This window comes from Magnetospirillum sp. UT-4, assembly GCF_902729435.1.
GTDB lineage: Bacteria > Pseudomonadota > Alphaproteobacteria > Rhodospirillales > Magnetospirillaceae > Magnetospirillum.
This window is the reverse complement of sequence record NZ_CACVCG010000101.1, coordinates 46889-73753: the sequence shown is the minus strand read 5'-3', so window position 1 is coordinate 73753 and position 26865 is coordinate 46889. Positions and strand designations below refer to the sequence as shown.

The 26865-nt window shown below is 71.6% G+C and carries 24 protein-coding genes and 1 pseudogene; 21 read left to right on the top strand and 4 right to left on the bottom strand.

The genetic code is table 11. The features are described from left to right. Positions 1 to 12 precede the first annotated feature (12 nt). A complete protein-coding gene (gene bioB / locus MTBUT4_RS14005; RefSeq protein WP_173980360.1) occupies positions 13 to 960 on the bottom strand; it encodes a biotin synthase BioB in 948 nt (315 codons plus the stop codon). 137 nt (positions 961 to 1097) lie between these two features. Here bioB and bioF point away from each other — a divergent pair, with 137 nt between their 5' ends. The 16 genes and pseudogenes from bioF to MTBUT4_RS13925 all read left to right on the top strand — a co-directional run bounded on the left by bioF (position 1098) and on the right by MTBUT4_RS13925 (position 16046). Beyond that, a complete protein-coding gene (gene bioF / locus MTBUT4_RS14000; protein ID WP_173980309.1) occupies positions 1098 to 2276 on the top strand; it encodes an 8-amino-7-oxononanoate synthase in 1179 nt (392 codons plus the stop codon). After that, a complete protein-coding gene (locus tag MTBUT4_RS13995) occupies positions 2273 to 2908 on the top strand; it encodes an alpha/beta fold hydrolase (RefSeq protein ID WP_173980308.1) in 636 nt (211 codons plus the stop codon). The genes bioF and MTBUT4_RS13995 overlap by 4 nt, the downstream gene beginning before the upstream one ends. Continuing rightward, the gene (locus tag MTBUT4_RS13990) at positions 2905 to 3645 is read left to right on the top strand and encodes a methyltransferase domain-containing protein (RefSeq protein WP_173980307.1); all 741 of its coding nucleotides are present in this window, start codon (positions 2905 to 2907) and stop codon (positions 3643 to 3645) included. The genes MTBUT4_RS13995 and MTBUT4_RS13990 overlap by 4 nt, the downstream gene beginning before the upstream one ends. Continuing rightward, complete coding sequence (gene bioD / locus MTBUT4_RS13985) at positions 3646 to 4263, top strand: dethiobiotin synthase (RefSeq protein WP_173980306.1); 618 nt, start codon at positions 3646 to 3648, stop codon at positions 4261 to 4263. Next, a complete protein-coding gene (gene bioA / locus MTBUT4_RS13980) occupies positions 4260 to 5555 on the top strand; it encodes an adenosylmethionine--8-amino-7-oxononanoate transaminase (protein ID WP_173980305.1) in 1296 nt (431 codons plus the stop codon). The genes bioD and bioA overlap by 4 nt, the downstream gene beginning before the upstream one ends. 12 nt (positions 5556 to 5567) lie before the next feature. Continuing rightward, complete coding sequence (locus MTBUT4_RS13975) at positions 5568 to 6092, top strand: hypothetical protein (RefSeq protein WP_173980304.1); 525 nt, start codon at positions 5568 to 5570, stop codon at positions 6090 to 6092. 117 nt (positions 6093 to 6209) lie between these two features. Then, positions 6210 to 6587, top strand: a complete 378-nt coding sequence (locus MTBUT4_RS13970) for a peptidoglycan-binding protein (protein WP_173980303.1) — start codon at positions 6210 to 6212, stop codon at positions 6585 to 6587. Positions 6588 to 6676: 89 nt separating this feature from the next. Continuing rightward, positions 6677 to 7261, top strand: a complete 585-nt coding sequence (locus MTBUT4_RS13965; RefSeq protein WP_173980302.1) for a peptidoglycan-binding domain-containing protein — start codon at positions 6677 to 6679, stop codon at positions 7259 to 7261. Positions 7262 to 7349: 88 nt separating this feature from the next. After that, positions 7350 to 8357: an efflux RND transporter periplasmic adaptor subunit gene (locus MTBUT4_RS13960; RefSeq protein WP_173980301.1), complete on the top strand. Its 1008-nt coding sequence runs from the start codon at positions 7350 to 7352 to the stop codon at positions 8355 to 8357. 4 nt (positions 8358 to 8361) lie between these two features. After that, the gene (locus MTBUT4_RS13955) at positions 8362 to 9612 is read left to right on the top strand and encodes an ABC transporter permease (protein ID WP_173980300.1); all 1251 of its coding nucleotides are present in this window, start codon (positions 8362 to 8364) and stop codon (positions 9610 to 9612) included. Further along, complete coding sequence (locus MTBUT4_RS13950) at positions 9609 to 10280, top strand: ABC transporter ATP-binding protein (protein ID WP_173980299.1); 672 nt, start codon at positions 9609 to 9611, stop codon at positions 10278 to 10280. Before MTBUT4_RS13955 ends, MTBUT4_RS13950 begins: the two co-directional genes overlap by 4 nt. Before the next feature lie 54 nt (positions 10281 to 10334). Beyond that, a pseudogene (locus tag MTBUT4_RS19550) lies at positions 10335 to 10818 on the top strand (transposase); the annotation flags it as partial. A gap of 404 nt (positions 10819 to 11222) precedes the next feature. Next, a complete protein-coding gene (locus MTBUT4_RS13940) occupies positions 11223 to 12242 on the top strand; it encodes a Fe(3+) ABC transporter substrate-binding protein (RefSeq protein ID WP_173980298.1) in 1020 nt (339 codons plus the stop codon). A gap of 117 nt (positions 12243 to 12359) precedes the next feature. Next, positions 12360 to 14456 carry a bifunctional diguanylate cyclase/phosphodiesterase gene (locus MTBUT4_RS13935; RefSeq protein ID WP_254434865.1) on the top strand — a complete coding sequence of 699 codons (2097 nt, stop codon included), beginning with the start codon at positions 12360 to 12362 and terminating at the stop codon, positions 14454 to 14456. Between the two features lie 172 nt (positions 14457 to 14628). After that, positions 14629 to 14826, top strand: a complete 198-nt coding sequence (locus MTBUT4_RS13930; RefSeq protein ID WP_173980297.1) for a hypothetical protein — start codon at positions 14629 to 14631, stop codon at positions 14824 to 14826. 533 nt (positions 14827 to 15359) lie between these two features. After that, positions 15360 to 16046: a response regulator gene (locus tag MTBUT4_RS13925; protein WP_254434864.1), complete on the top strand. Its 687-nt coding sequence runs from the start codon at positions 15360 to 15362 to the stop codon at positions 16044 to 16046. A 515-nt stretch (positions 16047 to 16561) separates the two neighbouring features. Here the strand turns inward: MTBUT4_RS13925 and MTBUT4_RS13920 are convergent. Both MTBUT4_RS13920 and MTBUT4_RS13915 read right to left on the bottom strand, forming a co-directional pair. Next, a complete protein-coding gene (locus MTBUT4_RS13920) occupies positions 16562 to 18457 on the bottom strand; it encodes a response regulator (protein WP_173980295.1) in 1896 nt (631 codons plus the stop codon). Between the two features lie 2 nt (positions 18458 to 18459). After that, positions 18460 to 18900, bottom strand: coding sequence for a response regulator (locus tag MTBUT4_RS13915; RefSeq protein WP_173980294.1), 441 nt, complete (start codon positions 18898 to 18900; stop codon positions 18460 to 18462). Between the two features lie 147 nt (positions 18901 to 19047). On the opposite strand from MTBUT4_RS13915, the gene MTBUT4_RS13910 reads away from it, so the two are divergent. From MTBUT4_RS13910 to MTBUT4_RS13900, 3 genes are read left to right on the top strand one after another with little or no spacing between them, the layout of a single operon-like run. Then, complete coding sequence (locus MTBUT4_RS13910; RefSeq protein ID WP_173980293.1) at positions 19048 to 19473, top strand: NUDIX hydrolase; 426 nt, start codon at positions 19048 to 19050, stop codon at positions 19471 to 19473. Between the two features lie 42 nt (positions 19474 to 19515). After that, on the top strand, positions 19516 to 21750 hold the full coding sequence (locus tag MTBUT4_RS13905; protein WP_173980292.1) for a penicillin acylase family protein: 2235 nt from the start codon (positions 19516 to 19518) through the stop codon (positions 21748 to 21750). Between the two features lies 1 nt (position 21751). Continuing rightward, the gene (locus MTBUT4_RS13900; RefSeq protein WP_173980291.1) at positions 21752 to 23257 is read left to right on the top strand and encodes a GH3 auxin-responsive promoter family protein; all 1506 of its coding nucleotides are present in this window, start codon (positions 21752 to 21754) and stop codon (positions 23255 to 23257) included. Here MTBUT4_RS13900 and MTBUT4_RS13895 read toward each other — a convergent pair. Beyond that, positions 23202 to 24089, bottom strand: coding sequence for an arginase family protein (locus tag MTBUT4_RS13895; protein WP_173980290.1), 888 nt, complete (start codon positions 24087 to 24089; stop codon positions 23202 to 23204). The two genes, MTBUT4_RS13900 and MTBUT4_RS13895, sit on opposite strands and share 56 nt — an antisense overlap. Before the next feature lie 263 nt (positions 24090 to 24352). Here MTBUT4_RS13895 and MTBUT4_RS13890 point away from each other — a divergent pair, with 263 nt between their 5' ends. Both MTBUT4_RS13890 and MTBUT4_RS13885 read left to right on the top strand, forming a co-directional pair. Next, positions 24353 to 25873 carry an AAA family ATPase gene (locus MTBUT4_RS13890; RefSeq protein ID WP_173980289.1) on the top strand — a complete coding sequence of 507 codons (1521 nt, stop codon included), beginning with the start codon at positions 24353 to 24355 and terminating at the stop codon, positions 25871 to 25873. Positions 25874 to 25937: 64 nt separating this feature from the next. Beyond that, entirely contained in the window at positions 25938 to 26789 is an 852-nt protein-coding gene (locus tag MTBUT4_RS13885; RefSeq protein ID WP_173980288.1) for a universal stress protein, read from the top strand. Positions 26790 to 26865 lie beyond the last annotated feature (76 nt).

Here is a 26865-nt window from a genome sequence, read left to right as displayed (position 1 = left end):
AAAGGAGCGCAGTCACAGCGGTGCCAGCCCCAGCCGGCCGAACAGGCTCTTGTCGTTGGCCGGCGAGGCGTTGCGGGCGGTCAGCAGCTTCTCGCCGCAGAACACCGAATTGGCGCCGGCCAGGAAGCACAGCGCCTGCATCTCCTCGGTCATGCCCTCGCGCCCGGCCGACAGCCGCACGAAGCTTTTCGGCATCATGATGCGGGCCACCGCGATGGTGCGCACGAAGTCGAAGGGATCGGGGCGTTCGACCTCGGCCAGCGGCGTGCCGGGGATGGGGATCAACAGGTTGATGGGCACCGAATCGGGCTGCTGCGGCAGGTTGGCCAGGGCGATCAGCATCTCGGCGCGGTCGCTGCCCTTCTCGCCCATGCCGACGATGCCGCCCGAGCAGACGTGCAGCCCGGCCTCCTGGACGTGGCCGATGGTCTCGAGGCGGTCCTCGAACGAGCGGGTCGAGATGATCTCGCCGTAATGGCCCGGGCTGGTGTCCAGGTTGTGGTTGTAGTAGTCGAGCCCGGCCGCCTTCAACTGGCGGGCCTGTTCGCGCGACAGCAGGCCGAAGCTGGCGCAGGTTTCCAGGCCCAGGCCCTTGACCCCCTCGATCATGGCCAGCGCCACCTGGAAGTCGTCGCCCTTGGGGCCGCGCCAGGCGGCGCCCATGCAGAAGCGCGAGGCGCCCTCGTCCTTGGCCTTGCGCGCCGCCTCGATGACCTCTTCCACCGCCAGCAGGCGTTCCTTGTCCAGGCCGGTGGCGTAATGGGCCGATTGCGGGCAGTACGAGCAATCCTCGGGGCAGCCGCCGGTCTTGATGGAGAGCAGCCGGCTGATCTGGATGCGGTTGGGGTCGAAATGGGCGCGGTGGACGGTCTGGGCCTTGAATACCAGGTCCATGAAGGGCATGGCGAACAGCGCCTCGACCTCGTCCAATGTCCAGTCGTGCCGCACCCCATCCGTCATCGCCGCCACCGTCACCGCGCAATCTCCTGAAAAACCATACGGATGCAAGGGCTTTCCCGCCCTTGCGGGTGGCAGAGATTAGTGCCCCGCACGCCGCCTTTGCAACAGCCGCGAAAACCCACTAGAACGCGGGGGCCATGCACGACCTCGACTCCCGCCTGTCCGCCGTTCTCGACGAGCTTGCCGCCTCGGGCCGGCGGCGACGCTTGCGCGCGGTCGAGCACCTGCCGGGCGGGCGGGTGCGCATGGACGGGCGCGAGCTGGTCAATTTCTCCGCCAACGACTATCTCGGCCTGGCCCGCCACCCGCTGCTGATCGAACGGGCCTGCCAATGGGCCGAGCGCTACGGCGCCGGATCGGGGGCGTCGCGGCTGGTCACCGGCCACTCCACCGCCCTCGAGGCGGTCGAGGCCAAGATCGCCGCCGCCAAGGGCGTGGCGGCGGCGCTGGTCTTCGCCAGCGGCTGGCAATGCAATGCCTCGGTGCTGCCGGCCCTGCTCGACCGCTCGCTGTGGAGCGCCGAGCCGCTGGTGTTCTGCGACCGCCTCAACCATGCCAGCCTGCACATGGGCTGCCAGGCCGCCGGGGCGCGCCAGATCCGCTTCCGCCACAACGACCTCACCCATCTCGACGAATTGCTGGCCCGCCACGCGCGCGACCCGGGACCGCGCTTCATCGTCACCGAATCGGTGTTCAGCATGGACGGCGACACCCCCGACGTCGACCGCATCGTCGCCCTGGCCGAGGAATGGAACGCCTTCCTCTACCTGGACGAGGCGCACGCCACCGGGGTGCTGGGGGCCAACGGCTTCGGGCTGTCGGTGGGCACCCATGTGGACATCGCCATGGGCACCTTCTCGAAGGCCATGGGCAGCTTCGGCGCCTATGTCGCCTGTTCGCAGTCCTGCAAGGACTTCCTCGCCAACCGGGCGTCCGGGCTGATCTACGCCACCGCCCTGCCGCCGGCGGTGCTGGGGGCCATCGACGCCGCCATCGACCTGGTGCCCCAGATGGCCGCCGAGCGCGCCCGCCTGCAGGCCGTCTCGGCGCGGGTGCGCGGGGCCTTCATCTCCGCCGGCCTGGATACCGGCGCCTCCAGCACCCAGATCGTGCCGGTGATCCTGGGCGACGAGGAGCGCACGCTGCAGGTCGCCCACGCCCTCGAGCAGCAGGGCCTGCTGGGCATCGCCATCCGCCCGCCGACGGTGCCGGGCGGCACCAGCCGCATCCGCTTCGCCCTGTCGGCGGCCCATTCCGACGAGGACGTCGAGCGGCTGATCGCCGCCACCATCGCAGCGGCGGGAGGCGACAGGTGAGAACCCTGGTGCTCGTCCACGGCTGGGGCTTCGATGCCGGTTTCTGGCAGCCGGTGGCCCAGCGGCTGCCCGATTTCGAGCGGGTGTTCGTGGACCTGGGCTTCCGCGGCGAGGCGAGGATTCCGGACAGCCTCGACCAGCCCCTGGTGGTCGGCCATTCCATGGGCTTTCCCTGGGCCCTGGCCCACCTGCCGCGCCCTTGGGCCGGCGCCATGGCCATCAACTCCTTCGCCCGCTTCCTGCGCGCCCCGGATTTCGTCGCCGGGGTGCCGCCGGTCAAGCTGCAGCGCATGATCGACAAGTTCGGGACCGAGCCGCACGCGGTCACCGCCGACTTCCTGTCGCGTATCGGCGTCGAAGCCCCCGAGGTCGAGGACATCCGCCCCGAGCCGCTGGCCAGGGCGCTGGACTGGCTGGCCGCCTGCGACCAGCGCGCCGCCCTGGCCGGGCTGGACTGCCCGCTGCAGGCGGTGGCGGGCACCCACGACCAGCTGGTGCCCGAGGCCATGAGCCGGGTTTCCTTCCCGCCCCAGGCCCTTGTGCTGGCCGAGGGCGGCGGCCATCTGCTGCCCCAGACCCACCCGGAATGGGTGGCCAGCCGCATCCGCCTGTTCGCCGCCTCGCTGAGATGACCCGCTCGCACTCGGTCGCCGCCGCCTTTTCCGCCGCCGCCGCCACCTACGACCAGGCGGCGGGCGCCCAGGCCCAGGCCGCGATGCGGCTGGCCGCCTTGGTGGCCGCGCTGCCCCGGCCGGCGGCGCCGCGCGTGCTGGAGATCGGCTGCGGCACCGGGCTGCTGACCGCCGCCCTGCTGCCGAAGCTGGGCGGCCATTGGCTGGTCACCGACCTGTCGGCGGCCATGGTCGAGGCGGCACGGCGCAGTTTCGGCGCCCGGGCCGAGTACCGGGTGATGGACGGCGAGCATCCCGACCTCGAGCCCGGCGGCTTCGATCTGGTGGTGTCCAACCTGGCGGTCCAGTGGTTCGAGGACCTGGGAGCCGGGTTGGCGCGGCTGCGGGCCTGCCTGCGGCCGGGCGGAGCCCTCGCCGTCTCCACCCTGGGGGCCGGCAGCTTCGCCGAATGGCGGGCGGCCCATGCGGCCCTCGGCCTGCCCTGCGGCACCCCCGCCTACCCCACCCCCGACGCCATCGCCGCCCTGCTGCCCGGGGCGCGCGTGGTCCGCCAGCCCATCGCCGTCGAGTATGCGGACGGCAAGGACTTTCTGGACGCGCTGCGCCGGGTCGGCGCCTCGGTGCCGGCGCCCGGCCACCGGCCGCTCAGTCCGGGCGGACTGCGCAAGGCCATGAAGGCTCTGGGCAGTCCGGCCCGGGTGACCTACGATGTGGTCCATCTGGTTGCGGGGGCGTAGATGCGGGGAGTATTTGTCACCGGCACCGATACCGAAATCGGCAAGACCCTGGTCAGCGCCTGGCTCGTCAAGGCCTGGGCGGCCGAGTACTGGAAGCCGGTGCAGACCGGCGCCGCGGACACCGCCGATTTCGACACCGTCGCCCAGCTGGTCCCCGACGCCACCATCCATCCCTCGGCCTATGTGCTGCAGGCTCCCCTGAGCCCGCACGAGGCGGCGCGGCGCGAGCGGGTGCGCATCGACCTGTCGGCCTTCACCCTGCCCGCCGCCGCCCGCCCGCTGGTGGTGGAGGGGGCCGGCGGCGCCATGGTGCCGCTGAACGAGCTGGCCCTGACCGTCGACCTGATGGAGCGATTGCGGCTGCCGGCTCTGGTGGTGGCGCGCTCGGGGCTGGGCACCATCAACCACACCCTGATGACGCTGGAGGTGCTGCGCCGGCGGCGCATTCCCATCCTCGGTGTGGTGATGAACGGCCAGCGCAACCCGGCCAACCGCCGGGCCATCGAGCATTACGGCGCGGTGCCGGTGCTGGCCGAGCTGCAGCCGCTGCCGGCGGTCACCGCCAGTGTGGTGGCCGGCCTGCCACCGCCCGCCTTCGACCCGCCCGAGGTAGGATGACCGATTCGGAACTGGATGCCGCCCATGTCTGGCACCCCTTCACCCAGGCCGCCACGGCGCCGCCGCCCATGGTGGCGGCGCGGGCCGAAGGCGCCACCATCTTCGGCGCCGACGGCCGCGAATACCTGGACCTGGTGTCGTCGTGGTGGGTCAACCTGCACGGCCACGCCAACCCGGTGATCGCCGCCGCCATCGCCGAGCAGGCGCGCACCCTGGAGCAGGTGATCTTCGCCGATTTCACCCACGCGCCGGCCGCCCGGCTGGCCGCCCGGGTGTGCGGCCACCTGCCCGGCGACCTCGACCGGGTGTTCTATTCCGACGACGGCTCCACCGCCGTCGAGGTGGCGCTGAAGATGGCCCGCCAGTACTGGAGCAATTGCGGCGAGGACCGCAGCGTCTTCGTCGCCTTCGACGGCGGCTATCACGGCGACACCGTGGGCGCCATGTCGGCCGGGCACTCGTCGGGCTTCTTCGGCGCCTGGGAATCCATGCTGTTCCCGGTCGAGGTGGTGCCCTTCCCCGCCACCTGGGACGGCGACGACGGAGTCGCGGACCGCGAGCGCCAGGCCCTGCTGGCCCTCGAAGACGTCTTCGCCCGCCATCCCGGCAAGGTCGCGGCGGTGATCGTCGAGCCGCTGGTGCAGGGGGCCGCCGGCATGCGCATGTGCCGTCCCGAGTTCCTGCGCGCCCTCGCCGCCCGCATCGCCGAAGCGGGCTCGCTCTTGATCCTGGACGAGGTGATGACCGGCTTCGGCCGCACCGGCGCCATCTTCGCCTGCGTCAAGGCCGGCATCGTGCCCGACCTGGTGTGCCTGTCCAAGGGGCTGACCGGCGGCTTCCTGCCGCTGTCCATGACGGTGGCGCGCGAATTCATCCACCAGGCCTTCCTGGGCACCGACATCGCGCGGGCCTTCCTGCACGGCCATTCCTACACCGCCAACCCGCTGGGCTGCGCCGCCGGCCTGGCCTCGCTGGACCTGCTGGAGGCGCCCGAATGCGGCGCCCGCATCGGGGACATCGAGGCCATCCACCGCCAGCGCCTGGCCGGGCTGGCGGCCCGCCACGCCCAGCTGTCGCGACCGCGCGTCACCGGCACCATCGCCGCCTTCGACCTGCCCGGCGACGGCTATGCCTCGGCCATCGGCCCGACCCTGAAGAAACGCTTCCTCGAACGCGGCCTGCTGATCCGCCCGCTCGGCAACGTGGTCTACCTGATGCCGCCCTATTGCATTGACCATATGGCGCTGCACCGCGCCTGGGATATCATCGACGGCGAACTGTCCCGGCTTTAGGCAAGGCGTCCCATGCTTCGCATCGAGGAAATCGTCGGCGCCATGGACGACGAGTTCCGCTACGCCCTGGCCGCCCTCGACGATGCCACCCTGCACGGGCTCGCCGCCGATCGGTCCGCGTTGCGCCGTCTCCGCCCCGTGGGGGTCTCCCACGCCGAGGCGCTGGCGATGATCGCCGCCATCCTGGAGCAGCGCGCCCGCCCGGCCCGGCCCGCCCGCCCCAAGCGCAAGCGCGCGCCGCGCCGGCGCCCCGCCGCGACCCACGAACCAGCCCCGGCCCAGGCGCCCACCCCCCGGCCAACGCCGTCGCTGCCCGGGCCCACGGCGCCCAGCCTGCTGGCGCCGCCCGCCGCCTCGGGGCGGCCGATCCGGCTGGGGCCGCCACCGGACGAGGCCGCCGCCATCTCCCTGCCCGGGCCGCCGCCCGCGACTCCGGAGGTGCCCGCGCCCCCCTTGCCCGAGCCGAGCCGCCACCCGGTCCGCTGGCTGGCCGCCGCCGTGCTGCTGGCGGCGGCGCTGGCGGTGCTGGCCGGTTGACCGGACACCTGCATTCCGCGCGCATCCGGCACCGGGGCGGAACCTTCGCCGTCCTCAGGCATTGACCGCGTGGGAGCGGCATTTCGCCCGCCCAGGCTAAACCCGCGGAGGATCACCATGAAGAAGCTTTTCGCCCTCGCCCTGTTGGGCGCGCTGGCGGCCGGGCCGGCCCTGGCCGCCGGCATGCAGTCCCAGAGCGGCATGCAAGGCGGCCAGCAGAGTTCCATGTCCGAGGACACCGTGCGCCAGATGCAGCAGCAGTTGCAGGCCCAGGGCTACGAGGTCGGCCAGGTGGACGGCATCTGGGGGCCGCGGTCACGCCAGGCGCTGATGAACTTCCAGCGCGACCAGAACCTGCCCGCCACCGGCAGCCCCGACCAGCAGAGCATGGCCGCCCTGGGGGTGGAATCCGACTCGCAGCAGGCCGAGATGCCCGGCCAGGGCGAGATGCAGGACATGCCCGAGGGCGGCGGCATGGACCAGCCGGCCCGCTGAAGTCCCGGCCCGGGCGGGCGGCCGGATGCGCCGCCCGCCCGAGCGCCGCCGCAACAGGGCGGGACCGACCAACCCGCCGAGGAGGTAGGATGAACCGTACCGTCATCTCTCTCGCCGTCCTGGCCGTCTTCGCCGCCTCTCCCGCCCTGGCCCAGCAGGCCCGGGGCGACATCCGCCCGACCATCGCCCAGCTGGAACCCCAACGCGACGTGCTGCGGGCGGCCGAACAGCGCCTGTCGGCGCTGGGCTACGACGTGACCGCCGATGGCCGCTTCGATGCCGATCTGCGCAATTCCGTGCTGCTGTTCCAGTCGGACCACGGCCTGCGCCCCACCGGCAGCCTGGACCTGTCCACCCTGGCGGCGCTGGACATCGACGTCGATCCGGCCGGCCGCGCCTCGGCCTATGCGGCACCGGCACAGCCGCAGCAATCGGCCAGTGCCGAGCCGGCACAGACGGATCGCCGCGCCGTCAACACCCCCAGGCCGCAGGACCCCGGCATCCCGCTGCTGCGCGACGAGCACATGTCGTCGCCCCAGTATCTCGGCCAGGGCTCGCCGCTGGAGAACCACACCGGGGTGCCGCAGACGCTTTCAGCCTATGATTCGCCGGCCGACATGGCCGGCCTGCCGCCCGGCTACACCATCGACGACTACGACGCGCCCTGGAACTGAACGCGGCCGGAACCGAGGTGCGGCGGAACGGTGGATTGTGCGGGCGATTGGTGTATCCTTCGCCAGCTCGATTGCAACTGCAACCACCATGTTCCGCCGTCCGGCCCGCCGCCTTCCCCTGCTGCTGTTCGTCGTCGCCGTGGCCGCCGCCGCGGCCTTCCTGCTGCTGCGCGGGGCGCCGCGCGGCGTCGCCACCGCCATGCCGGAGCGCGGCACCGCCATCGAGGCGGTCTACGCCACCGGCACGGTGGAGCCCGAGATCTGGGCCCGCATCGGCCCGGTGACCACCGGGCGCATCGCCGAGGTGCTGGCGCGCGAGGGCGACACCGTGCGCGTCGGCCAGCCGCTGGCCCGGCTCGACGACCGCGAGGCGCTGGCCCGCGTCGCCGAGCTGGAAGCCCGCGCCGCCTATTGGCGCGAGGAGCTGGCCCGCACCCGCGCCCTGGCCGAGCGCGGCATCAAGGCCCGCGAGGCCGAACAGAAGGCTCAAAGCGAATACAACCAGGTGGTGGCCGCCATCAACGCCGCCCGCCAGCGCCGCGCCGATTTGGTGGTGACCTCGCCCATCGCCGGAATGGTGCTGCGCCGCGACGGCGAACCGGGCGAGGTGGCGACCCCCGAAACCGCCCTGTTCTGGGTCGGCGAGCCTCGTCCCTTGCGCATCACCGCCGACGTGGACGAGGAGGACATCGCCCGCGTGCGGCCCGGCCAGCGGGTGCTGGTCAAGGCCGACGCCTTTCCCGATGGCGGGCTCGAGGGCAGCGTCGACCGGGTGACGCCGAAGGGCGATCCGGTCAACAAGACCTTCCGCGTGCGCGTGCGCCTGCCCGACGACACCCCGCTGATGACCGGCATGACCACCGAAATCAACATCGTCACCGCCGAGCACAAGGGCGCCCTGCTGGTCCCGGCCGGCGCCGTGGCCGACCGCCGGGTGATGGTGGTGGCGGGCGGTACCGCCGCGTCCCGCGCGGTGACGTTGGGCATCCGCGGCCGCGACCGGATCGAGGTGATCTCGGGCCTGGACGAGGGCGAAATCGTCATCGTCAACCCGCCCGCGGGCCTGAAGCCGGGCGACCGCGTCAAGACGGAGTGAGGCCATGGCGCTGCCGCTGGGGCTCTCCATCGCGGCCCGGCACCTGCTGCACCGGCGGCGCCAGACCCTGACCTCGCTGCTGGGGGTGTCGCTGGGGGTGGCCTTCTTCATCGGCATCGCCTCGATGATGCAGGGCTTCCAGCGCGACTTCGTCAACCGCATCATCGACGCCGCCCCTCACGTCACCGTCAAGGACGAGTTCCGCACCCCGCCGCCGCAGCCGGTGGCGATCGCCTTCCCCGACGCGGTGGTCGAACTGCGCGGCATCAAGCCCAGGGACGAGGTGCGCGGCCTGCGCGGCGCCCGCGCCATGATCGACGACCTGGAGGCCATGCCGGGCCTGGCGGTGGCGCCCACCCTGTCGGGGCAGATCCTGCTGCGCTTCGGCTCGAAGGACATCTCGGCCAACGTCACCGGCATCGTCCCCGAGAAGGAACGCCGGGTCACCAAGCTGGAGAAGGACCTGATCGCCGGATCGCTGGAGGGGCTCTATACCGCCGCCAACGGCATCATCATCGGCGAAGGCATCGCCATCAAGGCCGGCATCGGCATGGACGACATGATCAGCGTGGTCAGCCCGGCCGGGGTGGTGCTGCGCATGAAGGTGGTCGGCATCTTCCGCAGCGGCATCACGCTGATGGACAATTTCGACACCTACGCCCTGATGAAGAAGGCCCAGATCCTCCAGAACCGGCCCAACGTCATCAACCGCATCCGCATCCGCCTGGCCGACGTCGAGCAGGCCGCAGACATGGCCCGCACCATCGAGGCCCGCTACGGCTACCGCACCGAGAGCTGGCAGGAGCAATCCTCCAACATCCTGGGCATCTTCGTCATCCAGAACGGCATCATGTATTCCACCGTCGGCGCCATCCTGATCGTCGCCTGCTTCGGCATCTTCAACGTCATCTCGACGGTGGTCTACGAGAAGACCCGCGACATCGGCATCCTGAAATCCATGGGCTTCCGCGACGCCGACATCCGCCGCATCTTCGTCTATGAAGGCCTGATCGTCGGCATCGTCGGCATGGTCATCGGCTGGGCGCTCGGCTACGCCATCGTCGAGGGTCTGGGGGCCATCCGCTTCAACATGGAGGGCTTCGTCCGCGCCCAGGGCTTCGTGCTCTACCGCACGCCCAAGCACTACGTCATCAGCGGCCTGATGGCGGTCACCGCCTCGACCTTCGCCGCCTGGCTGCCGGCCCGCCGGGCCAGCCGCCTCAACCCCGTCGATATCGTCCGGGGGGCAGCATGACCGCCGCCATCGAGGCCCGCGGCGTCACCCGCGAGCTGCCCGGCCCGGTGCCGGTGACGCTGGTCCGGGACATCGACCTGGCCATCCATCCCGGCGAGTTCGTCGCCATCACCGGGCCGTCGGGCTCGGGCAAGTCGTCGCTGCTCTATCTGCTGGGTCTGCTCGACCGCCCCTCCGCCGGATCCGTCACCCTCGACGGCATCGAGACGGCGCCGATGTCGGTCGATGACCTCGCCGATCTGCGCCTCGCCCGCATCGGCTTCGTCTTCCAGTTCCACTTCCTGCTGCCCGAGTTCAACGCCCGCGCCAACGTGGCGATCCCCATGCGCCGCCTGGGCCGCCTCGCCCCCGCCGCCATCGCCGCCCGCGCCGACCAGCTGCTGGGGGCGCTGGGCCTGGCCGAGCACACCCACAAACTGCCCGAGCAGATGTCGGGCGGCCAGCGCCAGCGGGTGGCCATCGCCCGCGCCCTGGCCAACGACCCCGCCGTCCTGCTGGCCGACGAGCCCACCGGCAACCTGGACAGCCGCTCGGCGCAGACGGTGTTCGACCTGTTCCGCGACTTCGCCCGCAACCAGGGCCGCTCGGTGGTGGTGGTGACCCACGACCACGACCTCGCCGCCACCGCCGACCGCCAGGTCCATTTGGTGGACGGGCGGATCGTGTAACGGCGGCGGGGGGCCTTTCCACTCCGCTCTGTCCGCAGCCTCATCCTGAGCCGCCTGCGGCGGCGAGAGGCTTGGTTTGACTTCCAGCCCGATCTTGATCCGGAACGCCTGGCCTTCCTCGACGAAACCGGCGCCTCCACAAAGATGGCCCGGCTGCGCGGCCGGGCACCCCGTGGTGAGCGATGCCGGGTCCCGGTGGCACACGGACACGGGAAGACCACCACCTTCGTCGGTGCCCTCAGGCTGGGCGGCATGACGGCGCCCATGGTCCCGGTGATGTCGTGGTCATGGACAATCTGCCCGCCCATAAGCTCGCCGCCGTGCGGACCGCCATCGAGGCGACGGGGGCGGAGTTGCATTTCCTGCCGCCCTACAGCCCCGACTTCAGATGGCCGTCTCGAAGCTCAAGAGCTTCCTCAAGAAGACCGCGGCCCGAACCAAGGATGACCTCTGGGCAGCCATCGGCCGGGGCATCGATACCTTCACCCAAGCCGAATGCCTGAACTACTTTGCCGCTGCCGGTTATGACCGCGACTGACGGGAAAATACTCGAACAGGGTACTGAAAAACGCCTATTATTTTCCGTCATTTCCGCGCAGGCGCACGGCTGTCCGGGATTTTTCACAGTACCCCCCAGGTCCAGCGCAAATTGGGGACTGGGGGGACGCATTTGAGGTGGTCGTGGTCTGGGTTCGAACGCCACGGCAGACCTCAAAATCTTGTGTGGCGACTTCGATTTTGGGTCCAGACCTTGGCTTTTTCCGCCGTGCAGCCTCACGCCTTTGAAGAATTCCGAACAGCCGTGCGCTTGCGCGGGAATGACGACCTTGTGGCGGGACCATTTCCCTTCGCCCGATTGCCCTTCGCACTCGGGGCTTCCCAACCCAGCCCTCATGTGCTAAATGAGACTGCAAGTCACTCTTACTTTCACGGATAACGCCCATGCGCCGCCTCGTCTCCAGCCTGTCCGCACTCCTCCTCTCCGCTTCCGTGGCCCTGCCCGCCGCCGCCGCCGAGGTCAACGTCTACTCGGCGCGCAAGGACCACCTGATCAAGCCGGTGCTCGACGCCTTCACCGCCGAGACCGGGATCAAGGTCAACCTGCTGTCGGCGGCCGAGGACCAGTTGCTGGAGCGCCTCAAGAGCGAGGGCAAGGACAGCCCCGCCGACCTGTTCGTCACCACCGACGCGGTGCACCTGCACAAGGCGCGGGTGGCCGGCGTGCTGCAGCCGATATCGACGCCGGCGCTGACCGCCGCCATCCCGGCCCAGTACCGCGACCCGCAGGGGTACTGGTACGGGCTGTCGGCGCGCGCGCGGGTGATCTTCTACGCCAAGGATCGGGTCAAGCCGTCGGAATTGTCCACTTACGAAGACCTGGCCGATCCCAAGTGGAAGGGCCGCATCTGCGTGCGTTCGTCCTCCTCGGCCTACAACCAGTCGCTGCTGGCCGGCCTGATCGCGGTGATGGGGCCGGACAAGGCCGGGCAATGGGCCAAGGGGATGGTCGACAACATGGCGCGCAAGCCCCAGGGTGGCGACCGCGACCAGATTTCGGCGGTGGCCGCCGGGCAGTGCGACCTCGCCATCGCCAACACCTATTATTTCGGCGGCATGCAGACCTCGTCCAAGGCCGAGGAGCGCGACGCCGCCGCCAAGGTCGGCATCTTCTTCCCCAACCAGCAGGGGCGCGGCGCCCACATGAACGTGTCCGGCGCAGGCCTGGCCGCCTCGGCCCGCAACAAGGCCGAGGCGGTGCGGCTGCTGGAATACATGGCCGGACCCGAGGCCCAGCGCCTGTTCGCCGAGGCCAACAACGAGTTCCCGGTGCGCTCCGGCGCCAAGCTGTCGCCCACCGTCGGCGCCTGGGGTCCGTTCAAGGCCGAGACCATCAACGTCGCCATGCTGGGCGAGAACATCGCCCAGGCGGTGCGCACCTTCGACCGGGTCGGCTGGCGCTGAGACGGCCGACCCCCTATCCCTCCGCATAGTCTGCGCACAGCACCCTTGCAATCGTACCGTCACCGATGGCACTCCTAGCGGCGTCAGGGTATTACCCTATTTCGCGAGGGGACAAGATTGGACGGCGGCGACGCCATCATCGAACAGGCGGCGGTCGGGACCGCGCGGCAGGACGGCCACGCGCCCGACCAATACCGCTCGCTGTTCGAGAACGCGGTGGAGGGTATCTACCGCACCACCCCCGATGGCCGCTACCTGGCGGCCAATCCGGCGCTGGCCCGCATCTACGGCTATGACGGTCCCGAGGCGCTGGTGGCCGGGCTCACCGACATCGCCCATCTCCTCTATGTCGATCCGGCCGACCGCGACCGCTTCACCCACCTGCTCGAGCACCATTCCGAGGTGCGCAATTTCGAGGCCCGGGTGCGGCGCAAGGACGGCAGCGTCATCTGGATCGCCGAGAACGCCCGGGCGGTCCGCGACCCGGCCGGCGCCGTGCTGTGCTACGAGGGCACGGTCCAGGACATCACCGAGCGCAAGCAGACCGAGGAGCGCCTGCGGCTGGCGGCGGCAGTGTTCGACAATGTCGGCGAGGCCATCGTGGTCACCGATGGCGACCACGTGGTGCGCGCCGTCAACTCGGCCTTCGAGCGGATGACCGGTTTCACCGCCGAGGCGGTGATCGGGCTGAAGGCGCGCATCCTGGCGACCGAGGTCAACGATCCCGACCTGGTGGCCGAGGCCTTCGCCACCGCCGCCATCGGCGGCATCTGGCAGGGCGAGCTGTGGGCGCGGCGCGCCGATGGCGACGTCTTTCCGGTCTCGGCGGCGCTGACCGGCATCCGCGGCCCCGACGGCGGCGTGCAGACCCACGTCCTGCTGTGCCACGACGTCACCCGGCGCAAGCTGGACGAACAGAAGATCCGCTACCACGCCAGCCACGACACCCTGACCCGGCTGGCCAACCGCCACACGGTGATGGAGGCGCTGCGCGACGCCATCGCCCGCGCCGCCCGCACCGGCCAGCGGCTGGCACTGCTGTTCCTCGACCTCAACCGCTTCAAGGACGTCAACGACAGCTTCGGCCATGGGGCCGGCGACGATCTGTTGCGCCAGGTGGCGCGCCGGCTGAAAAGCTGCGTGCGCGCCTCGGACATCATCGGGCGGCTGGGCGGCGACGAATTCGTGGTGGCCCTGCCCACCATCACCGATCCCCAGGGGGCCGTCGCCTGCGCCGAGAAGGTGGTCTATTCCTTTTCCGACCCGTTCACCCTGGCGGGACGCGAGCTCTATACCTCGGCCAGCATCGGCATCGCCGTCTATCCCGATGACGGCGACACCGCCGAGGCGCTGCTGTCCTCGGCCGACGCCGCCATGTACCACGCCCGCGCCTCGGGCCGGCCCTACCGCTATTACGACCAGGAAATGAACCGTCAGGCGGTGGACCGCCTGAACCTGGAGAACGACATCCGCAAGGCGCTGGCCGATCGCCAGTTCCGCCTGCACTACCAGCCCAAGGTCGAGCGCGGCGGCACCCGCATCGTCGGCGCCGAGGCGTTGATCCGCTGGCGCCACCCCGAACGCGGCGACGTCAGCCCGGCCATGTTCATCCCGGTCGCCGAGCGGGCCGGCCTGGTCGGCGCCATCGGCGACTGGGCGTTGTCCGAGGCCTGCCGCCAGATGGCCGAGTGGCGCGCCCGCGGCCTGGAATTCGGCTGCGTCTCGGTCAACCTGTCGCCGGCCCAGTTCCATGACGCCGGTCTCAAGGACAAGGTCGAGGCGGCGCTGAAGGCCACCGGGCTGGGGGCCGACCGTCTCGAACTTGAGATCACCGAGACCATGATGGCGACCGAGGTCGATCGCGCCATCGCCATCCTGTCCGACCTCGGCCGGATGGGGGTGCGCGTTTCCATCGACGATTTCGGCACCGGCTATTCGTCGCTGGCCTATCTCAAGCTGTTCCCGGTCAACGCGCTGAAGATCGATCGCGCCTTCGTCTCGGAACTGCCGGGCAACGGCAAGGACGGCGCCATCGTCGCCTCGGTGGTGGCGCTGGCCGCCAATCTCGGCTTCGAGGTCATCGCCGAGGGCGTCGAGACCGAGGCCCAGGCGGCCTTCCTGATCGAGCGCGGGGTCCACGTCATGCAGGGCTTCCTCTACAGCCCCGCGGTGGATTCCGAGACCTTCGCCGGCCTGCTCGCCCAAGGGTTCTGAGCCCGCCGCCGCGCGCGGTTGGGAAAGCCTCCGCACGAAGTGGCATACCTCCCCCGATCAGGTCTGGAAAGCCTCCCCCGAGGGGGATACCTATGTGGGGCAGGACGAACCCGGCGCCAAAGCCCGGACGGGATACCCCCCAGCGGCAGGCCGCCACCACAGGAGTGTAGGGATGTTCAGCTTCTCCGGACTGCTCACCCGCGAACGCCGCAGCGTCCATTCCGGCCAGCCCCGTCCCGCCGACCACCTGGTGCACAAGGACGGCATGCCGTTCGCCATCCTCAACGCCACGCCCGCTTTGGCCGCCCGCACCGTCGCCGGCTTCCGCCTGGCGGTGCCCGAGGCGCACTGGTCCTATCAGCTGCTGTAGATGAATCACCCCCCCCTTCCCACGAGGGGGAGGGGGAGGCATCGGTGAAATGAAAGAGGGGGAAGCCGTGGGGGCGGCTTCCCCCTCATGAGCCCACCCCGGGATGCTGGGGTTCGGGGACGTACCCCGGAGCGGGCGTTTATGCGAGGGAGAGCGCTTGGGGACCGCCCTCCCTCTCGGGTGCCCTTACGCGGTGCTGGGGTTCGGGGACGTACCGCGCAAGGATCCCATCTTCATCTCCAAACTCCGGCCTTTGTCGTTGCCGGTGCCGACCGCCGCCGCTTAAGGTCGCGATCGTGTCGCAAACCTTCGCCCATCCCATTGCGGCGGCGGCGGCGACTGAATTCCGCTGCAAAACTGCGGCCCCGCAAAATAAGCACTTGAAAACCGGCGCCACATACGAATGGTTATAGACCAACGGCATCAACGAAATTGCCGTCGCGCATGAATTCGGTTCAAATGGCTGGTAAACAGGGTGTAAATACGCCGTGGGGCGTGGGAGAGAAGCCGTGACGAACGCGGGAAGAGCCCATGTGCTGATTGTCGAGGACGAGCCGGTGACGCGCTCGAAACTGGCGGCACAGCTGACGGCTGAGGGCTTTCTGGTCAGCGAGGCGGGCGATGCCCGCGACATGCGCACCATCGTCTCACGTTCGGTCCCCGATGTGGTCCTGCTCGACATCAACCTGCCCGACGAGAGCGGCCTGATCCTGGCCCGCGACCTGCGCGCCAAGTCGTCGGTGGGAATCATCCTGGTCACCGCCCGCCAGGACGAGACCGACCGCATCGTCGGCCTCGAGCTGGGGGCCGACGATTACGTCACCAAGCCGTTCAACCCGCGCGAACTGGCGGTGCGGGTGCGCAACCTGATCCGCCGGGTGGCGCCGTCCATGGCGGCCGAACGCCAGGCCAGCGGCGTGTTCGGCTTCGCCGGCTGGCGCCTGGACTGCGACGCCCGCCAACTGATCTCGCCGGCGGGCGAATCGGTGCGCCTGACCCGCGGCGAGTTCGACGTGCTGGCGGCGCTGGCCCGCAATCCCGGCCGGGCGCTGACCCGCGACCAGCTTCTCGACCTTACCCAGCATGACGGCGAGGCGGTGATCGACCGCACCATCGACGTGCTGGTCGGCCGGCTGCGGCGCAAGATCGAGGCCGACCCCAAGCACCCGGCCATCATCCTCACCGTCCACGGCATCGGCTACCGGCTGGCCAGCGGCTAGAGCCGGATGCTATCAGGTTGAATCCGCCTCTAAATCAATAAATTAGAGTGCGATGACCTTAGGTCGGCGCACTCTAGGGGGGATTGCGCACCAACAGGTTGCCCCTCGCCCGCCCGCGGGAGAGGGGCGCGAGCGTCAGCGAGCCGGGGTGAGGGCGGCGCGTGTCCACGCGCCTGAGACCCGGTAACACAAGGGCTTTCGCTGTCGCGAAACGCACCTGTCGGTGCGCCGCCCTCTCCCTCCCTCTCCCGCAGGCGGGACCTTTGCGAAACCCTCCCCACTGGTGGGGGAGGGTGGCGGCGCAGCCGCCGGGTAGGGGGGCTTACGCGCGGCGAGCGCGGAAAAATATTTAACGTCATCAAACACTTCATGTAGCGCGCTGACGCGCGCACCCCCCACCCCAGCCCTCCCCCACAAGGGGGGAGGGAGCCCAAAAAGGCAATTTCGCAAAGCTCCCGCAGGCGGGCGAGGGCGATTTTTCGGCGGGGAGGACGGTCCGGGGACGCGGTCCCCGCTCAGCTCACAGCATCGACCAGCGCCGCCAGCGAGCGGTCCCACAGCGCGGCCAGCCCGGCCGCCATCTCGGCGGCGCGGCCATCGCCGGCCCGGGCGGCATCCTCGATGGCGCGGCAATGTTCGCTCAGGGCGGTCAGGTGCAGGCTGGAGGCCGCCGAGGCCATGCGGTGGACCCCTGCCGCCAGTCCCGGCAGATCCTTTGCCTCGGCGCGGGCCAGGACGACGCGCAGATCCTCGCCCGAGCTCTGGCGGAACAGATCGACCAGCCCGCGCATGCGCTCGTGCCCCAGATCCCTGAGATCGACCAGCAGGTCCGGCAGCACCACCAGCCCGCCGGCACCGCCCAGGCCCGGAATGGGGTCGGCCTGGCGTCCGGCCAGCAGACGGGCCACCTCCTCGGCGCGGAACGGCTTGGCCAGGCAGCCGTCGATGCCGGCCTCGCGCCACAACCGGGCGTCGTGATCGACGGGATTGGCGGTCAGCAGCCAGATCGGCGCCACCGCCGAGACCGAGCCCGAGGCCCGGATGCGCCGGGCCAGTTCGAGCCCGTCCATGGCGGGCATGTGCATGTCGAGCAGGATCAGGTCGAACCTTTCGCGCGCCGCCGCCGCCAGCGCCTGGACACCGTCCGCCACCGCCGCCACCCGGTGGCCGCGGCGGACCAGCAGGCCGGTGGCGACATCCAGATTGACCTGGTTGTCATCGACCAGAAGGATGGCGCAGGGGCTCTCGTCCGGCACCGCCCCCTCGGGCGGCAGCGACGTGGCGTCGGCTTCCGCCAGCATGGCGGTGAACCAGAACGTGCTGCCCCCGCCGGGACGGCTGTCATAGCCGATCTCGCCGCCCATCAGCGTCACCAGCCGCTTGCAGATGGCCAGGCCCAGGCCGGTGCCGCCGAAGCGGCGGGCGATGGAGGTGTCGGCCTGGCTGAACTCGGTGAACAGGTCGCCGCGCACCGCATCGGCGATGCCGACGCCGGTATCCTCGACCGTCACCCGCAGTCCCAGCATCCCCGACGGCGCCGAATCGAGGCTTGCCAGTTGGATGGTCACCCCGCCCCGATCGGTGAACTTGATGGCATTGCCGACCAGGTTGAGCAGCACCTGGCGCAGCCGCAGCGGGTCGCCCGCCACCATGCGCGGCAATGCCGGGGCGAAGCGGCAGCCCAGCATCAGGCCCTTGTCGGCGGCGCGGGGCGCCAGCATCAGACGGGTCTCCTCGACCAGGTCGAACAGGTCGAAGGGCACCTCCTCCAGTTCCAGCCGCTCGGCCTCGAGGCGGGAAAAGTCCAGGATGTCGTTGACCAGCCCGAGCAGCAGCTCGCCCGATGCCAGGATGGTCTCGGCGAAGGCGCGCTGGCGCTGGTCCAGCGGCGTGTCGAGCAGCAGCCGGGCCATGCCGAGGACGCCGTTGAGCGGCGTGCGGATCTCGTGCCCGACGGTGGCAAGGAAGATGGACTTGGCGTGCACCGCCGCCTCGGCGGCATCGCGCGCCTCGGTCAGCGCGCGCTCGCCGCCCTTGCGCTCGATGGCGTGGCGCACCACCCGGGTCAGCACATAGGCGTCGCCGCGGCCCTTGACCAGATAGTCCTGGGCGCCGTGCTTCAAGGCCTCGATGGCCTGCGAGTCGTCGTCGTTGCCGGTCAGCACCACCACCGGCAGATCGGGGGCGGCGCGGGTCAGTTCGGCGATGGTGGCCAGCCCGCTGGAATCGGGCAGCGACAGATCGGCCAGCACCACGTCGATGCCGCCCCGCTTCAGCCGCTCGATGGCGCTGCCCAGGCGGCTGACGCATTCGACCTGGAAATCGCCGCCGCGGGCGCGGCGCAACATCAGCTCCACCAGGCGGGCGTCGGCGGGATCGTCTTCGACGACCAGGACCTGGAACGGCCCCATGGTCAGTGCGGCAACTGCGCCACGCTGAACCAGTAGCGTTCGATGCTGTGGATGGCGTGATTGAACTCGTCCGCCCCGAACGGCTTCGAGACGAAGCTGTTGGCCCGCATGGAATAGCAGTGCGCCACGTCGCGCTCGGCCTCGGAGGTGGTCAGCACAACCACCGGGATGCGCATCAGCGCGGGCGAGCTCTTCATCTCCTGCAGCACCTCGTAGCCCGACCGGCCCGGCAGGTTGAGATCCAGGAACACCAGATCGGGGCGCGGCGCCGATGCGTATTCGGGTCCCGATCGCTGCAGGAAGGCCAGGGCCTCGTCGCAGTCCTTGGCATGGTGCACTTCGACATTGTAGTCGCCGTGGCGCAGCGCGATCTTGACCAGACCGGCGTCGCCGGCATCGTCTTCAACCAGCAGTACGTCGAATTTTGACTTTTGAATACTCATCACCCGAACACTTCTACTGGCGTTTGGCAGATTATCGCTCAATCAGGCTGGTGCGACAAGGATATAGGCGAAGGTATTACTGCACTGATTCCAAAGAAGGTGTTTCGGCACCCTGGCAAGCCCCCGCATGCTTCGTTATGGTAGGGCATGCCGCGCCTCTATCCACCCGCTCCGCTTGCCGCCGCCATCGCCGCCGTCGTGCGCGACGGCCGCGTGCTGCTGGTCCAGCGCGCCCGCGAGCCCGAGCCGCGCCGGTGGGGCTTTCCCGGCGGCGCGGTGGAGCTGGGCGAGACCGTGACCGGCGCGGCCCTGCGCGAGCTGGCCGAGGAGACCGGGGTGGCGGCGGCGGCGCTGGGCGTGTTCGACGCCTTCGACGTCATCGAGCGGGACGCGGACGGCAGGGTGCGCACCCATTTCGTGGTCGCCGCGGTGGCCTGCCGCTGGCTGGCCGGCGACGGGATCGCCGCCAGCGACGCCTGCGCCCTGGGTTGGTTCGACCTGGACGGCATCGCCGCCCTGCACGTCCATCCCCACCTGCCGCGCCTGGCCGCCCGGGTGCTGGGCGCCACCTGATCCGGCGGCGGGAACGCCCGTCACCCATCGCTGTTTGCGGCCATGTCGGCAACCGGCGGGATGGCGGCCATGGGCTGGTGGGCGGAGTTGGGCGACCGGGCGGCGGGAGCCGCCGTGCTGGCCCGCATCGGTGCCGGCCTGGCCGCCTGCCGGCTGCGCCCCGGCCCCCGCTTCGCCGACCGCCTGGCGGCGCTGCCCACCACCGGGCTGCCGCTGTCGCGCCCGGTGCGGGTGTGGTGGGATGCCCATGCCATTCCCTTCATCGACGCCGAGACCGATTCGGACGCCGCCTTCGCCCTGGGGCTGGTCCACGCCCATCTGCGCCTGACCCAGATCGAGGTGTTCCGCCGCGTCGCCACCGGCCGCACCGCCGAGATGCTGGGTCCGGCGGCGGTGGAGCTGGACCACGGGCTGCGCCTGCTGGATTTCGGCCGCGCCGTGCCGGCGGTGCTGGAGCGCATGCCGGCCGCCACCCGCGCGTGGCTGGACTGCTTCGCCGCCGGCCTTGGCCATTACGCCGCCCACGGGCGGCCGCTGCCGCCGGACCTCGCCTGGCTGGGCATCAGACCGGAGCCGTGGAGCGCCGCCGACGTGCTGACGGTGGGCCGGCTGGCCGGCGCCGACGTCAACTGGATGGTGCTGTTCAACCTGGTCCGGCTGCGCCGGCGGCCCGACTGGCCGGCGCTGTGGCACGCCGTCACCGCCGAGGCCGGCGCCGTCTTCCCGCCCCTGGCCGGGACCGACCCGCTGTCCGTGGCGGCCACCCGGCTGACCCGCTCGGGCAGCAATGCCCTGGCGGTGGCGGCGCACCGTTCGGCCTCGGGCGCGGCGCTGATGGCGGCCGACCCGCATCTGTCGCTGATGCTGCCCGGCCTGTGGCTGGCCGGGGCGGTGCGCTCGCCCTCGTTCCACATGGCCGGGCTGATGCTGCCCGGCCTGCCCTTCGTCGCCATCGGCCGCAACCGCCGCATCGCCTGGAGCGGCACCGCGCTGCAGGCGGCCTCGTCCGAGCTGTTCGACGCCCACGCCTTGCCGGCAATCGCCCGCCGCCAGTCGGTGGCGGTGCGCGGCCGCAGGCGGCGCCGCGAGGTGGTGCTGCGCGACACCGCGCTGGGGCCGCTGATCTCGGATGCCGCGCCGCTGGCCGGATGCCCGCCGCTGGCGCTGGCCTGGGTCGGGCACCGCCCCGCCGACGAGCTGTCCGCCTGGCTGGATATCGCCCGGGCCGGGGACTGGACGGAATTCGCCGCCGCCGCCGCCGGCCTGGCAGTGCCCGGGCAGACCCTGGTCTACGCCGATGGCGACGGCCATGTGGGCAAGCTGGCGGCCGCCCATCTGCCGCGCCGCCCGCCCACCCCGCCGGCCGACGCGGTGCTGCCGCCCGAGGCGGCGGCGGCGTGGGACGACCTCGCCACCGCCGCCGAGCTGCCGCGCCTGTTCGACCCGCCCGGCGGCATCGTGGTGTCGGCCAACGAGCAGCCGCGCCGGAGCGCCGTGCGGGTGGGGCTGTTCTTCGCGGCCCATCACCGCCGCCTGCGCCTCGAGCGCCTGGCCCGCCGGCGCGGCCGGCTCGGCCTCGAGGATCTGGCCGGCTTCCAGCAGGATGTGGGCTCCGACGCCGCGCCGGGCCTGCGCGACTGGCTGCTGGCGCGGCTGCCGCCGGACGGCGCCGCCGCCGCCGCCCTGGCCGGCTGGGACGGGCAGTACGGCGAGGCCAGCCTGGGCGCCGCCGCCTTCGAGGCCATCCTGGCCCGGCTGCACCGCTTCGCCCACGGCGAATTCGGCGAGTCCGCCTACTGGGCCAGCTGGGACCCCGAGCGCCTGCTGCACCGTCGCCTCGCCGCCAGCGACGCCCGCGACCTCGCCGCCGCCATCGCCGAGGCCGGGCGCGAGGCCGGCAAGGCCCTGAAGCCGTGGGGCGAGCTGCACCGGCTGCGCCTGGCCCATTTCACCGCCGCGCTGCCCCTGTGCGGCCGGCTGGGGCGCTTCACCGACCTGCCCAGCGGCGGCGGCAACGAGACGGTGATGAAGACCGCCCACGGGCTTGCGGACGGCCGCCACGCCGTCCGCTTCGGCGCCAATGCCCGCTTCCTCGCCGATTTGTCCGACCCCGACCGCAATTCCGTGGTGCTGCTGGGCGGCCAGGACGGCTGGCCGGGGTCCGCCTGCTTCCTCGACCAGCTGCCGTTGTGGCGGGCCGGCGCCTCCGTCCCGCTGCCGCTGCGGCCCGAGACGGCGGCGGCGGCGGCCGTGCATCTCAGTCTCCTGAGGCCCTAGCATGGACATCACCCCGCTGCTCAGGGCCTACGCCAATATCCGCCTCGCCGCGCTGGCCCGCCTCGACCCGGCCGAGGTCCAGGCGCGCACCCTGCTGGCCCTGGTCCGCCGCGCCCGTCACACCCGCTTCGGCCGCGACCACGGCTTCGAGCGCATCCGCTCGGTGGCCGAGTATCAGGCCATGGTGCCGCTGCGCCGCCACGCCGAGTTCTGGCGCGACTACTGGCAGGCCCCCTTCCCCCGCCTGGAGGACGTCACCTGGCCCGGGACCATTCCCTTACTGGCGCAGACCTCGGGCACCGCCTCGGGCAGCTCGAAATCGGTGCCGGTCTCGGCCGCCATGCTGGCCGCCAACCGCCGCGCCGCACTGGACGTGCTGGTCCACCACCTGGCGCGGCGGCCGCGATCCCGGGTGCTGGCCGGACCGACCTTCATGCTGGGCGGCTCCACCGCACTGGAGACCCTGGCCCCCGGCATCCGTCGCGGCGACCTGTCGGCCATTGCCGCCTGCACGGTGCCGGCCTGGGCGCGGCCGTGGTCGTTCCCGCCGCCGGAGCTGGCGCTGGACACCGACTGGGAGCGCAAGATCGCCCGCCTCGCCAAGGCGGTGCCGGCCGGACGGGTGCGGGCGGTGGCAGGCACGCCGGGCTGGCTGCTGGCCTTCCTCGAGCGGCTGGGGGGCAGCTTCGCCGCCATGTTCCCGCGGCTGGAGATGGTGGTGCATGGCGGCGTCGGCTTCGCCCCCTACCGCGCCCGCTTCGGCGCCCTGATGGCGGGCGGCGGGGCCGAGACCGCCGAGGTCTATCCCGCCTCGGAAGGTTTCGTCGCCCTGGCCGATGGCGGCGACGGCGAGGGCTTGCGGATGCAGATCGACAACGGCCTGTTCTTCGAGCTGGTGCCGGCGGCGGAGGTCGGGTCCCCCGCCCCCACCCGCCACTGGCTCGCCACCGCCCAGCCCGGCATCGACTACGCCCTGGTGCTCACCACCTGCGCCGGCCTGTGGAGCTATGTGCTGGGCGACACGGTGCGGCTGACCGGCCTCAAGCCGCCGCGTCTGCTGGTCAGCGGGCGGCTGGGCATCATGCTCAACGCGGTCGGCGAGCATCTGTCGGGCCAACAGCTGGACGACGCCGTCGCCGCCGCCGGCGGCCAGGTCTCGGATTATGCGGTGGGGGTGCGCTTCGCCGAAACCGGGGTGCCCCGTCACGTCTTCGTGGTGGAATTCCCCGGCCCGATCCCCGTGGATTTCAGCACCCGCCTGGACGCGGCGCTGGCCGCCGGCAGCCTGGACTACCGCGAGCGCCGGGCCGGTTCGGTGGCGCTGGCGGCACCCGAGCTGGTGCCGGTGCCGCCCGGCTTCTTCGCCGCCTGGATGAAGCGGCGCGGCCGCCTGGGCGGCCAGAACAAGGTGCCTCGCATCGCCGATGGGGCGATGCTGGAGGAATTGCTGGCTACAGCCCCAACTCCGCCACCGCCGCCAGCAGGCGCCGGTTCGCCGCCTCGTTGACGCCGAGGTCGGGCTGGGGCGGCGGGCGCGGCTGGTCGAGGCGGGCGAGCAGCCGCTTGCCCCAGCCGTCGAAGCGCGGCGGCGCGTATTCGCCACAGACGTCGATGCCGACGATGGCGTGGCTGCCGGCCAGCACCCGCAGGCAGGCCAGGATGTGGTCCAGGCGCATCTCGCCCTGGTCCCAGTTGGTCACCGCCTCGTCGGCGTGCAGCACGTCCTTGTCGATGGTGACGTAGACCCGTTCCGTGGGCAGGCGGTCGGCGAGGGTGGCGACGAAGCCGTCCCAGCCGCCCTCGCCCAGATTGGCCCAGTCCACCGGCCCGCCGCCCAGCCGCCGCGACCGGCCCATGCGCCAGGGATGGAGTTCGTAGCGGCCTTGCCCGAGCAGGCCGAGATTGGCCCCCTTCAGCTGCGGCCAGCCGGCCGGGGCGCAGGGGCCGACCGTCACCACCTTGGCCACCGCGTCCAGTTCCAGCGCCCGGTTGACCCACGAGCCGCAATGATACGCCGGCGGCCAGCGGCCCCAATCGGGGTGGTTGTCGAAATGCAGCACCGACAGCGGCCGCCCGGCGTGGCGGGCGATGAGCGGCACCGACAGGTGGTGGTAGTCGCCCGAGCCCATGAAGGTGACGTCGGCGCCGCGCCCCGGCGGCGGGCCCTCCTCGGCCAGCCGGCGGGCCAGGGCGACCATGTCGGCGCGCCCGGTCCACAGCCGCAGCGCCTGGGCCTCGGGCTTCAGGTTGACCACCTGCGCCGCCCCCTCCTCGGCCAGCCGCGCCAGGGTGGGCTGCGCCATCAGCGAGCCGTCGAGATGCAGGATGCGAAGCTTCATGGACCCGTGTCCTAGCCGCCCCCGGCCGGCGGCGGCAAAGCCGAAAAGGGGTAGCCCGGCCTGGGTAGGCCGCCTGCGTGCCTGGCCGCTCCATTCGGACCTCACCCTGAGGAGCGCCCCGGCAGGGGTGCGTCTCGAAGGGCGAGGTCCGCCGCACGGTGTCCTTGGCCCGCCCCACCCTTCGAGACGCCTGCTGGCGCAGGCTCCTCAGGATGAGGCTACTGCGTGGTGCCGGCGGGCGGTTGGGGGTAGACTTGCGCCCCATGGACCCGCAAGCCGAGACCCTGGCCTTCCTCGGACGTGCCGCTACCCATGGCGGAGCACGGCCGCAGCGCGTCGATACCCACATCTCGGCGGTGTTCCTGGCCGGCGACCGGGCCTGGAAGCTGAAACGGGCGGTGCGGCTGCCGTTCCTCGACTTCTCGACGGTGGAGCAGCGCCACGCCGCCTGCGCGGCCGAGCTGGCGGTCAACGCCGCCGCCGCGCCGGACCTCTATCTCGGGGTGGTGCCGGTGACCCGGGGCGAGGATGGCCACCTTGCCATCGGCGGCGCCGGCACGGTGGTGGACTGGCTGGTCGAGATGCGCCGCTTCGACCAGCGCACCCTGTTCAGCCGGCTGGCGGCGGGGCAGGGCCTGGACCGCCACCGCATCCATGCCCTGACCGAGGCGGTGTGGCGCTTCCACCGCGCCGCGGCCGTGCGCCCCGACAAGGGCGGCGTCGCCGGGTTGACCTGGACCATCGACACCAACGCCGCCACCATGGCCGGCCTGCCCGACTTCATCCCGCCCGCCCGCGCCCGCGACCTGGCCGAGGCGTCGCGCACCGCCCTCGCCCGCCTGGCGCCGCTGCTCGAGGCCCGCCGCGCCGAGGGCCGGGTGCGGCGCTGCCACGGCGACCTGCACCTGGGGAACATCTGCCTGTTCCAGGGGCGGCCGACCCTGTTCGACGCCATCGAGTTCTCCGAGGACATCGGCTGCATCGACGTCTTCTACGACCTCGCCTTCCTGCTGATGGACCTGGACCGGCGCGGCCGGCGGGGGCTGGCCAGCACCGCCATGAACCACTACCTCGACCTGTCGGGCGATTACGGCGCGGTGGCGCTGCTGCCGCTGTTCCTGAGCTTGCGTGCCGCCATCCGCGCCCATGTCGCCGCCACCACCGCCGCCGCCGCGACCGCTGCCCCGCGCCGCGACGAGCTGGCGGCCGAGGCGACGCGCTATCTCGACTCCGCCTTCGCCTATCTGAGCCCGCCGCCGCCCCGGCTGCTGGCGGTGGGCGGCCTGTCGGGCAGCGGCAAGTCGCGCATGGGCCGCGAGCTGGCGCCCTTCCTGGCGGTGCCGGGAGCAATCGTGGTGCGCTCGGACGCCTTGCGCAAGCAGCTGATGGGGGCCGATCTGCTGGCGCCGCTGGGACCCGAGGGCTATACGCCCGAAATCACCGAGCGCACCTATCAGGCCCTTTACGACACCTGCCGGCAGGTGCTGGCGGCCGGACACGCGGCGGTGGCCGACGCCGTCTTCGCCCGCCCCGACCAGCGCGAGGCCATCGAGCGGGTGGCGCGCCAGTCCGGCCTGCCATTCGACGGGCTGTGGCTGGAAACCCCGCCCCACCTCGCCGCCCGGCGCATCAAGGGCCGCCGCGCCAACGCCTCGGACGCCACCGTGGCGGTGCTGAAGCGCCAATTGGACTACGACCTCGGACCCATCGCCTGGACCCGCATCAATACCGGCGGCTCGAAGGCCAAGGCGCTGGCCGACGGGCGGGCTGCCATCGGCGTTTGAGGGGGTGTTCCGCGCCGCACCAAGGGTGCATAATTCCCCGCAGGACCCAAGACGGGAGGCCGCGATGACCGCATTCAGGACCATCCTCGTCCCCTTCGCCGATCCGGGCTGTGCCGGCGCCCTGGAAGCCACCTTCCGCCTGTTTCCCGCCGCCCACGCCACCGCGCTGCACGTCCGGATCGACCCCACTGCGGCGGTGCCGCTGGTCGGCGAGGGCATGTCGGGCGCCATGGTCGAGGAGATGCTGAACGCCGCCGAACGCCAGGCGGCGGAGCGGGCCCAGGCGGCACGGGCCGCCTTCGACCAGGTCCGAGCCCGCTTCGGGGTGACGCTGCAGGCGGCGCCGCCGGCCGCCGGCCCCACCGCCGACTGGCTGGAGGTCGCGGGCCGCGAGGAGGAGGCGGTGGCGTGGCGCGGCCGCCTGCACGATCTGGTGGTGACCGGCTGCCCGCGCGAGGGCGCCGAAACGCCCTCGCTGCTGACCCTGAACGCGGCGCTGCTGGAGAGTGGCCGGCCGCTGCTGCTGGCCCCGACCACCCCGCCGGCCGGCCCGGCCAGCCGCATCGCCGTGGCCTGGAACGGCAGCGCCGAGGCCGGCCGCGCCATCGCCGCCGCCCTGCCGCTGCTGGCCACTGCTTCCGCCGTGACGGTGCTGACCATCACCGAGGACGACCGCACCCGCGGCGTACCCGCCGCCGAGCTGGAGACCTATCTGGCCTGGCACGGCGTGGCGGCGCAGTTCCGCACCGTCACCGCCGGGGCCCAGGCCGGCCAGGTGCTGCTGGACGAATGCCGAGGCGCCGACCTGCTGGTGATGGGGGCCTACACCCACTCGCGCCTGCGCCAGATGATCCTGGGCGGCGTCACCCGCCACGTGCTGCAGCACGCCGAACTGCCGGTGCTGATGAGCCACTGAAGAACACCTCCCCTCCCCTTTCATGGGAAGGGGTCGGGGGTGGGGTTGGCAGCCTCCTGGCCAGCCGGCGCCAGCC